This is a genomic window from Bradyrhizobium sp. 2TAF24 (assembly GCF_052115025.1).
Classification (GTDB): Bacteria; Pseudomonadota; Alphaproteobacteria; order Rhizobiales; family Xanthobacteraceae; genus Bradyrhizobium_A.
Window position 1 is genome coordinate 136,577 of the sequence record NZ_JBFRFW010000006.1, and the last position, 15,224, is coordinate 151,800.

General features: G+C 66.8%; 14 protein-coding genes. 4 read left to right on the forward strand and 10 right to left on the reverse strand.

Going from position 1 to position 15,224, the window contains the following annotated elements:
- The 8 genes from AB4Z37_RS11705 to AB4Z37_RS11740 form a co-directional block, all read right to left on the reverse strand.
- Entirely contained in the window at positions 1-1,260 is a 1,260-nt protein-coding gene (locus AB4Z37_RS11705) for an NAD(P)/FAD-dependent oxidoreductase (RefSeq protein WP_441516900.1), read from the reverse strand.
- A 148-nt stretch (positions 1,261-1,408) separates the two neighbouring features.
- Positions 1,409-3,061 (reverse strand): OFA family MFS transporter, encoded by a 1,653-nt coding sequence (locus AB4Z37_RS11710; protein WP_441516901.1) that lies wholly within the window; start codon positions 3,059-3,061, stop codon positions 1,409-1,411.
- 58 nt (positions 3,062-3,119) lie between these two features.
- Positions 3,120-3,341 (reverse strand): formate dehydrogenase subunit delta, encoded by a 222-nt coding sequence (locus AB4Z37_RS11715; protein WP_441516902.1) that lies wholly within the window; start codon positions 3,339-3,341, stop codon positions 3,120-3,122.
- A complete protein-coding gene (gene fdhD, locus AB4Z37_RS11720) occupies positions 3,331-4,152 on the reverse strand; it encodes a formate dehydrogenase accessory sulfurtransferase FdhD (RefSeq protein WP_441516903.1) in 822 nt (273 codons plus the stop codon). The genes AB4Z37_RS11715 and fdhD overlap by 11 nt, the downstream gene beginning before the upstream one ends.
- A 3-nt stretch (positions 4,153-4,155) precedes the next feature.
- A complete protein-coding gene (gene fdhF / locus AB4Z37_RS11725) occupies positions 4,156-7,032 on the reverse strand; it encodes a formate dehydrogenase subunit alpha (protein ID WP_441516904.1) in 2,877 nt (958 codons plus the stop codon).
- Between the two features lie 12 nt (positions 7,033-7,044).
- Entirely contained in the window at positions 7,045-8,601 is a 1,557-nt protein-coding gene (locus AB4Z37_RS11730; protein WP_441516905.1) for a formate dehydrogenase beta subunit, read from the reverse strand.
- A complete protein-coding gene (locus AB4Z37_RS11735) occupies positions 8,598-9,116 on the reverse strand; it encodes a formate dehydrogenase subunit gamma (RefSeq protein WP_441516906.1) in 519 nt (172 codons plus the stop codon). The genes AB4Z37_RS11730 and AB4Z37_RS11735 overlap by 4 nt, the downstream gene beginning before the upstream one ends.
- 234 nt (positions 9,117-9,350) lie before the next feature.
- Positions 9,351-10,829, reverse strand: a complete 1,479-nt coding sequence (locus tag AB4Z37_RS11740; RefSeq protein WP_441516907.1) for a flavin monoamine oxidase family protein — start codon at positions 10,827-10,829, stop codon at positions 9,351-9,353.
- A gap of 140 nt (positions 10,830-10,969) precedes the next feature.
- Here AB4Z37_RS11740 and AB4Z37_RS11745 point away from each other — a divergent pair, with 140 nt between their 5' ends.
- The 3 genes from AB4Z37_RS11745 (at position 10,970) to AB4Z37_RS11755 (ending at position 12,351) form a co-directional block, all read left to right on the forward strand.
- Positions 10,970-11,569, forward strand: a complete 600-nt coding sequence (locus tag AB4Z37_RS11745) for a TetR/AcrR family transcriptional regulator (protein ID WP_441516908.1) — start codon at positions 10,970-10,972, stop codon at positions 11,567-11,569.
- 401 nt (positions 11,570-11,970) lie between these two features.
- A complete protein-coding gene (locus tag AB4Z37_RS11750; protein WP_441516909.1) occupies positions 11,971-12,138 on the forward strand; it encodes a hypothetical protein in 168 nt (55 codons plus the stop codon).
- A 24-nt stretch (positions 12,139-12,162) separates the two neighbouring features.
- Positions 12,163-12,351, forward strand: a complete 189-nt coding sequence (locus AB4Z37_RS11755; RefSeq protein WP_441516910.1) for a hypothetical protein — start codon at positions 12,163-12,165, stop codon at positions 12,349-12,351.
- A 23-nt stretch (positions 12,352-12,374) separates the two neighbouring features.
- Here AB4Z37_RS11755 and AB4Z37_RS11760 read toward each other — a convergent pair whose 3' ends face one another.
- On the reverse strand, positions 12,375-12,866 hold the full coding sequence (locus AB4Z37_RS11760; protein ID WP_441516911.1) for a cyclase family protein: 492 nt from the start codon (positions 12,864-12,866) through the stop codon (positions 12,375-12,377).
- A gap of 123 nt (positions 12,867-12,989) precedes the next feature.
- On the opposite strand from AB4Z37_RS11760, the gene AB4Z37_RS11765 reads away from it, so the two are divergent.
- On the forward strand, positions 12,990-13,631 hold the full coding sequence (locus tag AB4Z37_RS11765; protein ID WP_441517049.1) for a Cj0069 family protein: 642 nt from the start codon (positions 12,990-12,992) through the stop codon (positions 13,629-13,631).
- 103 nt (positions 13,632-13,734) lie between these two features.
- Here AB4Z37_RS11765 and AB4Z37_RS11770 read toward each other — a convergent pair whose 3' ends face one another.
- A complete protein-coding gene (locus AB4Z37_RS11770) occupies positions 13,735-15,216 on the reverse strand; it encodes a tetratricopeptide repeat protein (RefSeq protein WP_441516912.1) in 1,482 nt (493 codons plus the stop codon).
- Positions 15,217-15,224 lie beyond the last annotated feature (8 nt).

The following is a 15,224-nucleotide window of genomic DNA, read 5'->3' on the forward strand; positions in this document are numbered from 1 at the left end:
TCACTGCACAGCCTCCCCGCGCAGCCGGTCGAGCACGCCGCGCCCAGCCGCCGCGCCGGTGGCGAAAGAGGCCTGCAGCAGGTAGCCGCCGGTCGGCGCCTCCCAGTCCAGCATCTCGCCGGCGACGAACACGCCGGGCAGCCGCCGCAGCATGAACGATGCATCGACTTCGTCCCAGGCAACACCGCCCGCGGTCGAGATGGCGCGGTCGAGCGGCGCGGTGCCGGTGAGCCGCACCGTCACTGCGTTGATTGCCGCGGCGAGATCGGCAGGCGACAGCGCAGCGAGGTTCCCCCCGCGCGCGATGGCGCTCTCCTGCAGCAGCGCCACCGCGACCGGCGACAGTCCCAGCGCCTTTCGCAGGAAGGTCGACAGCGACTGCTTGCGGCGCGGCGCCGCGAGGCGCTCGGCCAACTCCGCCGCGGTCGCATCCGGACGCAGCGCGATGACGAGATCGGCGAACCCATCCCGCGCGATCGCCTCGCGCAGCACCGCCGACAGCGCGTACACACCGCCACCTTCGAGCCCCTCGCGCGTCACCACCAGCTCGGCGCGGCTGGTCGCGGCACCGAAGGTCAGCGCGATGCCTTTCAGCGGCGTGCCCTCGAAGCGGTCGCGGAACAGCGCGGACCAGGCGACCTGGAAGCCGCTGTTGGCGGGCCGCAGCGGCGTGATCGCAATACCGAGTTCCGCGAGGATCGCCTGCCAGGAGCCATCGGAGCCGAGGCGCGGCCAGCTCGCACCACCGAGCGCGAGCACGACCATGTCCGCCGCGGTATGCACCAGGCCATGGGGGGTCTCGAACCGCAAATGGCCGTCTTCCGCCCACCCGGTCCAATGGTGGCGCAGCGCCAGCGTCACGCCCTGCCCCTCCAGGCGGCGCAACCAGGCGCGCAGCAGCGGCGACGCCTTCAGCGCCTCGGGAAATACCCGGCCGCTGCTGCCGACGAAGGTCGGCTGGCCAAGCGCCGCGCACCAGGCCCGCAAGTCCGCCGGCGAGAACGCGTCGATCGCCGCGCGCAGCAGCGGCTCGGCAGCGCCATAGCGCGCCATGAAGGCCGACAGCGGCTCGCCGTGGGTGATGTTGAGCCCGCCGCGGCCGGCCATCAGGAACTTGCGCCCGGCGGACGGCATGCGGTCATAAAGGGTGACACGGCCACCGCCGGCCGCGATGGTCTCCGCGGCCATCAGGCCGGCGGGGCCCGCGCCGATCACGGCGACGGTCCGCTCGGAAATCTGGGAAGACGGGGAGACGGTCACGGGCGCGCGTCGCAAGACATGATCGCGCTTATCGACCGCCAGCGCCACAAAGCCAAGTCCGAAGGTCGAGCCCCAACCACGAATCCCGCAGAACACACGGGCGAGGCAGCAGGTCGCCCTGCCGCCTCGCCCCGTCGTGTGCCGGCGATCAGAAGATCCTGACCGCGTTCTTCAGCGTGATCCAGACGCCCCAGGCCAGCGGAATGCCGACGAACGCCCAGAACGCCAGCGCCGGCAGGTCGAGGCCGCCCTTGCCGATGCCGAACGAACCCGTCGGCCCTGACGACGCGCCCTTGGTCGCCGCCTGCAGCTTCGCGACCTCCTCCTGGCTCATGTACCACTTCGGATCGACCGGCTTGATCAGGTAGTTGCAGATCAGACCGGCGACCAGCATGGCGCAGAGGATGTACATGGTGGTGTTGTAGAGCTGGTCGCGCGGCACGCCGGCGGCGAGCTGCGCCTCACGGATGTAGTTCACCACCACCGGTCCGATGATGCCGGCGGTCGACCAGGCCGTGAGCAACCGGCCGTGGATCGCGCCGACGAACTGGGTGCCGAACATGTCGGCGAGATAGGCCGGCACGGTGGCGAAGCCGCCGCCATACATCGACAGGATGATGCCGAACGCCAGCACGAACAGCGCCTTGCTGCCGAGCGCGGCGAATGACGGCGCCAACGCATAGAGCGCGATGCCGAGCAGGAAGAATGTGTAGTAGGTACGCTTGCGTCCGATGTGATCGGACAGCGACGCCCAGAAAAATCGGCCACCGATGTTGAACAGCGACAACAGCCCGGTGAAGCCGGCCGCGACCGCCGCAATCGCCACCTTCTGTTCAGCGCTGAGGGCGTTGAACTTGACGTCCGGCAGGCCGATCAGCGAGCCGGCAAAGATCTCCTGCAGCATCGGCGACGCCATGCCGATCACGCCGATGCCGGCCGAGACGTTGAGGCACAGCACCCACCAGATCAGCCAGAACTGCGGCGTCTTGTGCGCGTTGTCGAGATGCACGTGGTGCTGGGTGATCATCGACTTGGTTTCGGCCGGCGGCGTCCAGCCGTCGGGCCGCCAGCCGGACGGCGGCAGGCGATAGCGGAACGCGCCGATCATCATGAACACGAAATAGATCGCGCCCATGGCAAGGAAGGTCTCCCAGACGCCGACCGAGGTCGTGGTCTTGAAGTTGTTCATCAAGAGGTCGGCAAGCGGCGCGCCGATCATGGCGCCGCCGCCAAACCCCATGATCGCCATGCCGGTGGCCATGCCGCGGCGATCCGGAAACCACTTCACCAGGGTCGAGACCGGTGAGATGTAGCCAAGGCCAAGCCCGACGCCGCCGATCACGCCGGAGCCGAGCCACAGGATCCAGAGCTGATGGGTGAAAACGCCGATCGCGCCGAGCACGAGGCCGCCGGCCCAGCAGAACGCCGCAACGACACCGGCCTTGCGCGGTCCCGCCCGCTCGAGCCAGCCGCCCCACAGCGCCGCGGACACGCCGAGCAGGACGAAGAACAGGGTGTACATCCAGCCGAGACTGGACACGCGCCAGTCGCAGGTGGTGGTGAACAGCTCCTGCACGATCGACATGTCCGGGCAGGCTTTGGGCGCCGCCAGCCCGATGGCGCGCGACAGCGGCAGCCAGAACACGCTGAAGCCGTAGGCCATGCCGATGCACAGATGGATGCAGAGTGCCGCCGGCGGCACCAGCCAGCGATTGAAGCCCGCCGTCGCGATGATGCGTTCGCGGTCGAGGATGCCGGCGCCCGTTGCGGGCACTGCCCCCGCATTGTCCAGAGTAGCCATTCGTTTTCTCCCCATGGCAGCCGCCTTCATTGGCGAGGCGGTCTGTCGTCCCAAGCGACTATTGCGCTCCTGGTCGCCTTACCCCCTCCATCGCGCTGCGCACGAGCGGATCGAGCCCCTCGCCGCCGGCCTCCCAATGCGCCAGGATCGCGGAACGCATACGGGGGTCCCAGAACTTGTTGATGTGCTCGGCGATTCCGGGAGCCGCCCTGGCATCGCCCTGGCTTCTGAAAAAACTGCCGATCTGGTTGGCCATGTGGACCAATCTGTCAGGCGACATCGATCGAAACTCCCGTCGACACACGATGCGAATGGCTGAATAGCTCGAAGCCGTCGGCCCGGGCGATGGCACACAAGGTGATGTTGGCGGCCTCCGCCATCCGCACCGCGAGCGCCGTCGGCGCCGACACCGAGACGATCATCGAGGCGCCCATCGCCGCGGTCTTCTGTACCATTTCGACCGAAACGCGGCTGGTCAACAGCACGATCCCCTCAATGGCCGACAGCCCCTGGCGCGCCACCGTGCCCGCCAACTTGTCGAGCGCATTGTGGCGACCGACGTCCTCCCGCAACTCGACGATGCCGCGCTCGGGCAGCCAGAACGCCGCTGCGTGCACTGCGCGGGTTTTCATGTTGAGCTTCTGCAGCGGCGCCAGCGCCTGCATCGCCGCCATGACCTGCTGCGGTGACACCTGGATGCCGGGATCGACGACGGCGGCCGGGCGCATCGCCTCCGCGATCGAGTCGATGCCGCACAGACCGCAGCCGGTCGGCCCCGCGATATGGCGCCGCCGCTCGCCGAGACGCGTCGCGCGCGACGTCTCCAGCCACATGCGCACGTCGATACCATCGTCGAGTTCGACGACGTCGAGCGAGACAATGTCGTCCTTGGTGTCGATCACGCCTTCCGACAGGCTGAAGCCGACGGCAAAATCCTCGAGATCGGTCGGCGTTCCCATCATCACCGCATAGGTGCCGCCGTCATAGGACAGCGCGATCGCGGTCTCCTCCGGGATCGCGCGATCGCCGGCACTGAAGCCGCTGTTGTCGCGCCAGATCCCGCGATGGGCGATGTGGACGGGTTTGGGCAATATCTACTCCGCAGCTTCCATGGGAGATATCCGACGCGACTGCCGCGCCTGCTCGTCATAACGCTTCTGCCAGTCGCTGGGCCCGTTCGAGGGCCGGATCTGCACCGCCGTCACCTTATACTCGGGGCAGTTGGTGGCCCAGTCCGAGAAGTCGGTGGTGACCACGTTGGCCTGCGTGTCGGGATGGTGGAACGTGGTGTAGACCACGCCTGGGGCGACGCGTTCAGTGATCAGCGCGCGCAGCGTCGTCTCGCCGGCGCGGCTGGTCAGCGTCACCCAGTCGCCGTCGCGGACGCCGCGCTGCTCGGCGTCGTGCGGATGGATCTCGAGGCGATCCTCCTCATGCCAGACCACGTTGGCGGTGCGGCGGGTCTGCGCGCCGACATTGTACTGGCTGAGAATGCGGCCGGTGGTCAGCAGCAGCGGGAAGCGCGGACCGGTGCGCTCGTCGGTCGGGATGTATTCGGTGATGACGAACTTGCCCTTGCCGCGGACGAAGCCGCCGATGTGCATCACTGGCGTGCCTTCCGGCGCTTTCTCGTTGCACGGCCATTGCACCGATCCCAGTTCGTCGAGCTTGGCATAGGACACGCCTGTGAAGGTCGGCGTCAGCGCCGCGATCTCGTCCATGATCTCTGAGGGATGCTCGTAGTGCATCTCGTAACCCATCGCCTTGGCCAGAGCGATCGTGACTTCCCAGTCCTCCATGCCGTTGCGTGGCGACATCACCTTTCGCACCCGCTGGATCCGGCGTTCCGCATTGGTAAAGGTACCGTTCTTTTCCAGGAAGGTCGAGCCCGGCAGGAACACGTGTGCGTAATTCGCCGTCTCGTTCAGGAAGAGGTCGTGAACGATGACGCACTCCATGGCGGCAAGGCCGGCGGCGACATGTTTGGTGTTGGGATCGGACTGCAGGATGTCCTCGCCCTGCACGTAGAGCGCCTTGAAGCTGCCGTCGACGGCGGCATCCAGCATGTTCGGGATGCGCAGGCCCGGCTCGTTGTTGAGCTTGACGCCCCACAGCGATTCAAAGGTCTCTCGCACGGCATCCGTGGAGATGTGGCGGTAGCCCGGCAGTTCGTGCGGGAACGAGCCCATGTCGCAGGAGCCCTGCACATTGTTCTGGCCGCGCAGCGGATTGACGCCGACGCCCGGACGGCCAATGTTGCCGGTCGCCATCGCCAGATTGGCGATCGCCATCACCGTGGTCGAGCCCTGGCTGTGCTCGGTGACGCCGAGGCCATAATAGATCGCGCCGTTGCCGCCGGTGGCGAACAGCCGCGCGGCGCCGCGCAGCGCGATGGGATCGACGCCAGTCGCGAGTGCGGTGGCCTCCGGGCTGTTCTGCGGCAGCGACACGAATGCCGCCCAGTCCTCGAACTCGCTCCAGTCGCAGCGCTCGCGCACGAAAGGCTCGTCGACGAGGCCCTCGGTGACGATGACATGGGCCAGCGCGGTCAGCACGGCGACGTTGGTGCCCGGCATCAGCGGCAGGTGATACGCCGCTTCGATATGCGGCGAGCGCACGAGATCGGTACGGCGCGGATCGATCACGATCAGCTTGGCGCCCTGGCGCAGCCGCTTCTTCAGCCGCGAGCCGAACACCGGATGGCCATCGGTCGGGTTGGCGCCGATCACGATGACCACGTCGGTCTGCTCGACGGAGTCGAAGTCCTGGGTACCGGCCGAGGTGCCGAACGCCTGCGACAGGCCGTAACCGGTGGGCGAATGGCAGACGCGGGCGCAGGTGTCGACGTTGTTGTTGCCGAAGCCGGCACGGATCAGCTTCTGCACCAGATAGGTCTCTTCGTTGGTGCAGCGCGACGAGGTGATGCCGCCGACCGAGTCCCGGCCGTAGGTCTTCTGGATCCGGGCGAACTCGGACGCAGCGTAGCTGAACGCCTCCTCCCAGCTCACCTCCTGCCAGGGATCAGAGATATTCTTGCGGATCATCGGTTTCAGAATGCGCTCGCGGTGCGTGGCATAGCCCCAGGCGAAGCGCCCCTTGACGCAGGAGTGGCCGCGGTTGGCCTTGCCGTCCTTGTAGGGCACCATGCGCACCACTTCCTCGCCGCGCATCTCGGCCTTGAAGGTGCAGCCGACGCCGCAATAGGCGCAGGTGGTGACTTCGGAATGCTCGGGCTGGCCGATCTCGATCACCGACTTCTCGGTCAGCGTCGCGGTCGGGCATGCCTGCACGCAGGCGCCGCACGACACGCACTCGGAGCCGAGGAAGCTCTCGCTCATGCCCGGCGACACGCGGCTGTCGAAGCCGCGGCCGGCGATGGTCAGCGCGAAGGTGCCCTGCACTTCTTCACAGGCCCGCACGCAGCGCGAGCACACGATGCACTTCGAGGGGTCATAGGTGAAGTACGGGTTGGACTCGTCCTTGGGCAACCAGTTGGCGTTGTCCTCGCCATGACAGGTGGCGGACACGTGGTTCTCGCCGTCATAGCCATAGCGCACGTCGCGCAGGCCGACCGCGCCGGCCATGTCCTGCAGTTCGCAGTCGCCGTTGGCGGCGCAGGTCAGGCAGTCGAGCGGATGGTCGGAGATGTAGAGCTCCATCACGCCCTTGCGCAGCTGCTTGAGCCGGTCGGTCTGGGTCTTGACCACGAGGCCCTCGGTGGCCGGCGTGGTGCAGGACGCCGGCGTGCCGGCGCGGCCCTCGATCTCCACCAGGCACAGGCGGCAGGAGCCGAACGCATCGACCATGTCGGTGGCACAGAGCTTGGGGATCTGCGTGCCCGACTCCATCGCCGCCCGCATGATCGAGGTGCCCTCAGGCACCGTGACCTGGCGGCCGTCGATGGTCAGGTTGACCATCTTCTCGGCTTTGGACCGCGGCGTGCCGTAATCGATCTCATGCACCAGCGACATGACGTGCCTTCCTCATTCCGCGGCCTGCAGCGGCGCTTGCGCTGGGCCGAAATCCTCGGGGAAATGCTTGAGCGCGCTCATCACCGGATACGGCGTGAAGCCGCCGAGCGCGCACAGCGAGCCGAACTTCATGGTGTTGCAGAGATCGGTCAGCACCGTCAGGTTGGCCGCGACGTTGTAGCCGGCGCGGATCTTGTCGACGGTCTCGACGCCCCTGGTCGAGCCGATGCGGCAGGGCGTGCACTTGCCGCAGGACTCGATGGCGCAGAACTCCATGGCGAAGCGCGCCTGCTTCGACATGTCGACGGTGTCATCGAACACCACGATGCCGCCATGGCCGATCAGACCGTCGCGCGCGGCGAACGCCTCGTAGTCGAACGGCGTGTCGAACAGCGCGCGCGGAAAGTAAGCGCCGAGCGGGCCGCCGACCTGCACCGCGCGCACTGGCCGTCCCGTGGCGGTGCCGCCGCCGATGTCATCGATCAGTTCACCGAGCGTGACGCCGAACGCGGTCTCGAACAGGCCGCCATGGCGGATGTTGCCGGCGAGCTGGATCGGCATGGTGCCGCGCGAGCGGCCCATGCCGTAGTCGGCATAGGCCTTGGCGCCTTCGGCCAGAACGAACGGCACCGCCGTGAACGACAGCACGTTGTTGATCACCGTGGGCTTGCCGAACAGGCCCTTGTGGGCCGGCAGCGGCGGCTTGGCGCGCACGAGGCCGCGCTTGCCCTCCAGGCTCTCCAGCAGCGAGGTCTCCTCGCCGCAGACATAGGCGCCAGCGCCCGTGCGCACCTCGATGTCGAAAGCATGGGCCGAGCCGGCGACGGAGGCGCCGAGCATGCCGCCCTGGCGCGCGGCGACGATCGCCGCTTCCATCGCCGCGATCGCGTGCGGGTATTCGGAGCGGATGTAGATGAAGCCCTTGGTGGCGCCGACGGCAATGCCGGCGATGGTCATGCCTTCAATGAGCAGGAAGGGATCGCCTTCCATGATCATGCGGTCGGCGAAGGTGCCGGAATCGCCCTCGTCCGCGTTGCAGACGACGTACTTCTGCGGCCCGGCCGCCTCGGCCACGGTCCGCCACTTGATCCCGGTGGGGAAGCCTGCGCCGCCGCGGCCGCGCAGGCCGGACGCCAGCACCTCGGCGACGATGCCGGCGCCATCGAACGTCAGTGCCTTCGCAAGGCCCTGGTAGCCACCATGAGCGCGGTAGTCGTCGAGCGAGCGCGGATCGATCACGCCGCAGCGCGCGAAGGTCAGGCGGGTCTGGCGCTTGAGCCAGGGAATGTCGTCGGTCGCCCCCTGGCGCAGCGGATGGGCGCCATCGGCGGCGAGCGCGTCGAGCAACGCCGGCACATCGGCGGCGGTCACCGGCCCATAGGCCACGCGGCCGGCCGGGGTCGCGACCTCGACCAGCGGCTCCAGCCAGCACAGGCCGCGCGAGCCGGTGCGGACGAGATCGAGGGCAAGGCCGCGACCTTCGGCCGCACGGACAAGGGCGTCCGCGACGCCGTCGGCGCCGACGGCGATGGAGGCGGCATCCCGCGACAGGAATATCTTGAGGCTCATGACCGCGTCTCCGCCAGCAGCGCATCGAGGCGCGTTTCGTCCAGCCGGCCAACGAGGCGGCCGTCGATCATCGCCGACGGCGCGACCGCGCACAGGCCGAGACAGTAGACATGCTCCAGCGTCACCCGGCGGTCGCCCGTGGTTTCGCCCAGCTTCACGCCGAGCGTCTTCTCGGCGCAGGCGGCGAGATGATCGGCGCCCATGGCCTGGCAGGCCTCCGCACCGCACAGCTTGACGACATGACGGCCGGCCGGAGCACGGCGGAAATCGTGGTAGAAGGTGGCGACGCCGTGGACCTCGGCGCGGGACAGGTTCAGCGCCTCGGCGACCAGCGGGATGGCGGCTTCCGGAACGAAGCCGAATGCCTCCTGCAGGGCGTGGAGAATGGGCAAGGTCGGCCCGTCGAGGTGCCGGTGCCCGGCGATGATTTCCCGCGCGCGCTCCTCGTTCCAAGGCTCGTTCCAAGGCTCGCTTACAGGTTCCGCCCTGCCGCCAAACGACTGCTGAAGTCCCATCCGCGCATCCACCCGGCTTGATCAAGTTGGGGCGGACGCTGAATAAAAACCTGGAATCGATCAAGGGTGCGGGTCTTATGCTGCGATAGCAAAACCCGATCGATTTGCGCGATTTGAGAGGTTTTCTGCGTCAAGGGATAGCGGCGGGGCGGCACGCTCCCGACGGCCTCCATTGCACGACGAGGGCTGCACGTTCTGGCTTGGTCGTGCGACGCCATTCCACGCGACGATCGCTCACAGACGTCGAGCAACCTCCTGGGCGCTATGCTCGCCGGACCGGATGGCCCCCTCGATATAGCCAGAGAAAGCCTCGGCGGTCTCCGTCCCCGCCCAATGGAGGCGGCCGACCGGCTCCCGCAGCGCCGGACCGAACGCGCTGAGCACCCCAGGCGCCGGCGCCGAGCTGTACCCCCCGCGCTGCCATGTCGCCGCGGCCCAGACTTCCTCGATGTAGTCGATGGGCTTCAAGGCCTCGTCGCCAAGATAGGCGGCAACATCCTTGAGGACCTGATCGCGTCGGGCCTGCGGCGATCGCTCCGCCCAGCGCCGGGCGCTCTTCCCTGTAAAAAGACCGACCAGACCGCCCGTCGCGCCTCGCACGGGTGAGTGATCGAACCATGGCCCGAACTCCGTGCTGTCGGAGAGCACCATGCCTGTCAGGCCCTGCGTGCGCCAGAACGGCCGGGCATAAGCGATGTGCGCCTTGATCACGCAGCCCATTGGCATGCGCTGCATGAGTCCGTCCCGCAACGCCGGCAAGGCCGGCCGATACGCGATCCGCGCCGCCAGCGAAGGCGGCGCGGTGACGATGACATATTTTCCGCGCCATTTGCGCCGGCCTGCCCAGACAGAGACGCCGGTCTCGTCCTGGGCGATGGCGGTCACGGGCGCCTCCAGAACCACCGCAGGATCGAGCTCCCTGGCCATCCTGGCCGCGAGCTGCCAGACCCCGCCCTCCAGCATTGCATCCTGCGCGCCGCCCCGCGTGGAAACCATCTCGTTGAATCCGCCCGCGGAAGACGCCATGGCCAGCATGGCAAGAAGCGAGACCTCGCCTGCTTCGGCGCAGGCCAGGGTGCGGATGAGGAGCCGCATCGCCGACCGCACGGCGGACGACCGCGCATTGGCGAGAATCCAGGTCTCCATGGTCTGAGCGTCGATCGCTTCGACGCCGGGCGCCTCCCAGGGACGCAAGACCGGAACCTGGCGGGCAAGCGCCTCGAACTTGCCGATCACCAGGGCGAACTCGGCCAGAGCCATCGGGCCGAGGGCCGGCGTCTCGCCCTCGTAGGTCGCGCGGTGTCCGGCGAGGTCGACGATATTCTTTCCCGAGGTGAATTGAGGATAGACGGCGACCCCGTATTCCCTGGCGAGCGCCAGCAGCCTGTCCTGCGCCGGGCCGACCCACTGGCCGCCGAGGTCGACGGTTTCGCCGACGATGCTTCCGGGCTTGGTGCGCCCGCCCACGCGGTCATCCGCCTCCAGCACCACCACGCTGTGGCCGGCAGCACGAAGCGCCCGTGCCGCGGTCAGCCCCGCAAACCCCGCCCCGACGACCACGACGTCCACCGAGGCGACGGAGGCGGCATCACCGCCCGGCGCTTCCGCCCGCGCAGCCCCTCGCACGGCGGCCAACCCCGCAACCCCCACCCCAATACCTATCGCGCTTCTGCGGGACATCCGCGCCGCCTCGCGGCCTGTTTGATCGCTCATCTGTCTGCCTCGCTTCGACTGGACCCGAGAGGTTCGAGCCGCTAATCACTGCAAACGGGTACTTGTACGCAAATCGATATGCGTACGCGTACGCATCGTCAAGTGGCCTCGCAGGAGGTTGTGCGCGTCCGGAGGATTCGATGAGCGGAGCAGATCACGGGGTGGGCCTGAGGGAACGCCGTCGAAAGGAGGGGCAAGCCCGGATCCTGGAGGCGGCGCGGCAGCTTTTTGAAACCGATGGCGTGGCCGGACTCAGCATCCGGATGATCGCCAAGCGCGCCGGCATGCCGGCCATGACCCTCTACCGCTATTTTCCCCACAAGACGGCGATTGTTCGCGCCCTCTGGTCGGAGGCCTTCGCACCTTTGTTTGTCGAGCTGGACGCAGCGGAGGCCGCAGAGACGGAGCCAAGGGCGCGCCTGCGCAGGGTCGCCCAGACCTTCGTCGACTACTGGCTGAGATTTCCCGCCCGCTACAAGGTCGTCTTCCTGATCGAGGACCGCCGGGAGTCAGAGGAAGACCGCTGGTTCATCGAAGAAACCGACGTCGTGCCCGAACTCCGACGGTTTTCGCGCCTGTTGGCCGCGCTCCAAGACGACACGGCCGCGGACCCCGCCGCGGCCGGTGAAGCCCTGTTCTGCGCGCTCATCGGCGTCACCCACCTGCTCGTCGGGATGCCGGAATATCGCTGGGCAAGCAGCCAGACCTATATCGACCGTATCCTGCGCGGATTTTGCTGAGCGAACGGGGGCCTGATGCTCCTTCAAACTCCCGAAGATCTGCTCTTCCGCGAGCTTGATGCGGGACGGAAACCCGTCGTCTCCCAACGGCCGCGCCATGCTCCCAGCGGCGCGCAGGTGCGCCGACATGTCGGTCTCAGCATCGGCTTCGATCGCAAGCAGTTCTGCAAAGCGCGGGATGTGTTCGTGGATCGGCGCCTGCGCCATGCCCCTGTCGTCCCTGCCCGCCAGGCGCGCTCGCGGCGCTCGCCGCCAATCGATACGATGACGCCAACGTCGCAAGCTATAGCCAGGCCACCATCTTCTTTCACTTCAAGACCAAGGCGGGCCTGCTCAAGGCGTGCCTCGATGAAGCCCGCACAAGGGCCTGGGGCTCCCTGCCCGACACCGCCCACCTCGGCGTGCTCGATCTCGTCACGCGACTAGACGACCGTTTCGAGGATCCGGTGATCGCCGCCTTCTTCTCGAAACTGATGATCGAGAACCGCACGAGCAGCACGTTCCGGCCCATTTACGCCTCGTATCGCGCCCATATCCGCAACATGATCCGCGACGAAATCGTGCGTTAAACCGCTGCCTCCGCCAAGGACGCGTTGCAGGCCGCCGGATCGATCGTGTGCATGCTAATGGGCGTGCACGGGTCCTACACCATCGAGGCCGAGCTGTTCAGCCGCGCCGACTACGGCGCGATGCTCCTGAAGAACGCGCAGCTCATCATCGACGATCTGCGCCAGCGCATGCCAAAGGGTGCGGCGGCCCGCACGGCCGCCACACCCCTGTGATCCCCCCCTCGTCTTCGGCAACGCTATCCAACATCGTCCGGAACGAATGCGACGACACGCGCCGGCGCGGCGCTGCAGTTCGCCAGCTTGATCGGAAAGAAGCCGACGTCGAATCCGTTCGGCGGCAGCGCCTTCAGGTTGGTGAGCTGCTGCACGATGAAAGCCTCGCGCTGCGTGATCGCCTCGTGGCCGTCCCGGAGCGTTTCCTTCACGCCTGTTGCGCGGAAGCGCGCCGCCATGACCGGGAAAGGCAGATCCCAGCCGACCGCATCGGTCCCCAGGATGGTCGCACCGAGCGACGTCAGATGCAGCGTGCTTTCCCGCGACATGCCCGGCTGATTGAAATATTTGGGATCCGTGATGCCGTAGCGCTCCTGCCCTGTCCGGATCAGGACCGCATCGCCCGGAGCGATGGGCCGACCGACCGCCGCGATCGCGCGATCGAGCATCTCGATCGTGATCGATCGCTCGCGCCGGCGCGCCGCCGCTTCGCGACCCGCTGTGCAGCGGCGCATCGACACGCGTGCCGCAATGGAACGACATGTCGCTGAGCCGCTCCGCGCCCCACCCCTCGCCATCAGGCAGATCCTCGTGCCGACACCCAAGGCCGGCGCAGAACTGGTTCTTTCCTCCGAGCTCTGCCGCGTGTCATCAAGCAGAAGCGCGGCAACGCCGGTCAGGGCGTCTGGAAGGTCGAATGGCGCGAGCAGCCGGCCGGTGCCGCGCCCGTTGTTACGGTACTGGAAGCGCGCCGCGGCAGCATGCCCGAGACTTTGCCGCTCGACAATTTCATGTCACGCTGTGAAGCATATTTCGGCTGGGGCGGATGCATCATCGAGCAACCCTTTCAACCGCGGCGGCCCGACGGGATGATCCGCTGTTACATGGGCATCGACAAGGTCGTCGGCTTCGGACATCAAAAGATAAAGGCGCTGATCCCCCCTCCGCTCGAAGGGCCGGATGCGCTTGCTGCGCAGCCTGGGCCACGCAATATGTACGGACCTGACGCTGCGCAATTTCAGACCTTGCGGACGAGGATGGAGGCGGAGTGGACGCCGCAGATGATAAAGGTCCTCGGGCTGCAGAGAAACTCGCTGCCCATCATCTGGGATGCGGACTCTTTATACGGACCAAAGAGCGCTGCGGGTGAAGACAGCTACGTGCTCTGCGAAACCAACGTAAGCAGTGTTTTCGCGATCCCGGATGAGGCACCGGCCGCTATCGCCCGCCTCACCCTCGAACGTCTGAGGGAAGAACGAGATGCCGCGGACGCTGGATAAGACACTTCTTGGGCGTTTTTTTTTTGCGTCAACCAACGACGCCATCGTCGCAGGACAATTGTGACGGTATGCCCCCCCCCCGATGATGTTGACAAGAAAGCCGTTATAGCCCCGTCAGCGCCAGCAGCTCCGTCGAGGCGGTGTCAAAGACGTAGTCCCAATCACCTTCTCCCCGCGGCCGAAACAGGCGCATGGATGGGTACCAGGGGCTATCCGAGCGATCGAGCAACCAGAGCCAATGGGCCCAATGTCCGAGGAGAACCCAAACGGGCTTTCCCATCGAGCCGGCCAGGTGCGCGACAGCACTGTCCGTCATGATGATCAGGTCGAGATGCGCAATCGCCGCCGCCGTGTCGGCGAAATCCCCGATCATCGGCGCAAGATCGATGATGGGGCCACCGCGCGGCAGCACCTGCAACTCCTGCTCGGGAGAGCCCTTCTGCAGACTGAAGAGCTGCACGCCCGGCAGTGCGAAAGCCTGAAAGAAGCTCAACAGCGATCGGGCGCGCTCGGAATTGCGTTTGAAGGTGACGCTGCCCGACCACACGATACCCACCTTGAGCCGCTGCGCAGCGTTCTCGAACAGCGGCCCGAATTTCGCCATCCGCGCCCGAGGCGCCTGGAAGACCGGTGCCGTCGGAATCGACGCAAAATCCTGTGTGAATAAACCCGGCAGGCTGCAAAGATAACAGTGGTAGTCCGCGTCTGGTAGCCGCCGGTCACGCACAACGAACTGATCGACGACGCCCAATGTCGAGATCAGCGGAATAAGCTCTGGCTGACACTCCATCACCAGTTCGCCGCCAAGCGCCTTGACGCGCGCGAGGTAGCGCGCCACCCAGAGCGTGTCGCCAAAGCCTTGCTCGACCAGCAGCACAAGGCGCCTGCCCGCATAGGATTGCCCCGCCCATGGCTCACCCGGCAACCGCTTCGATGGCAACAGCCCGGTGAAGCGCCGGGCTTCATAGTCGGGCCAGGCCTGCTGGTAGTTGCCGAGATAGAGATAGCTGCGCGCACGATCCCAGCGCGCCAACTGACGCCCTGCATCGAGTTCGAGCGCGCGGGTGAAGGCAGCAACCGCCTCACCGTGCTGCCCCGCCTCGGCCAACGTCGTCCCAATATTCTGATGGAACAACGGCTCCCGGCCATCCGACAAGGCGAGCGCCCGCCGATGGCAGGCAATGGCGCCCTTGAGATAGCGCAGCTGCGTCAGTGAATTTCCGAGGTTGGTCCAGATCCCGGCGCTCTGGGGACTTGAAGCGATGGCGTCACGGTAACACCAGAGCGCATCGAGATGGCGCCCCATGGCCGCGAACATCACGCCCCGGGCATTGCGGAGATCGGGATTGTTTGGATCCTGCCCGATCGCTTGCCGCAGCAGTTCTTCCGCCTCGGCGAACCGCTTGCTGTCGTGGAGCGCCTGAGCCTGCCGAAATGCTGCGATTGAAGCCGGCATGGCCGCCACCGGCGTACCTTTCCTCGCTGTTTCCTCCACAACCAGCGATCGCACGACGTCATCTGACGAGGCGCGACCGTGTCGCACCTCGTTAGGATGAAACGCGTCCAGGCCCGGCAAGGCCGACATGCACCCGC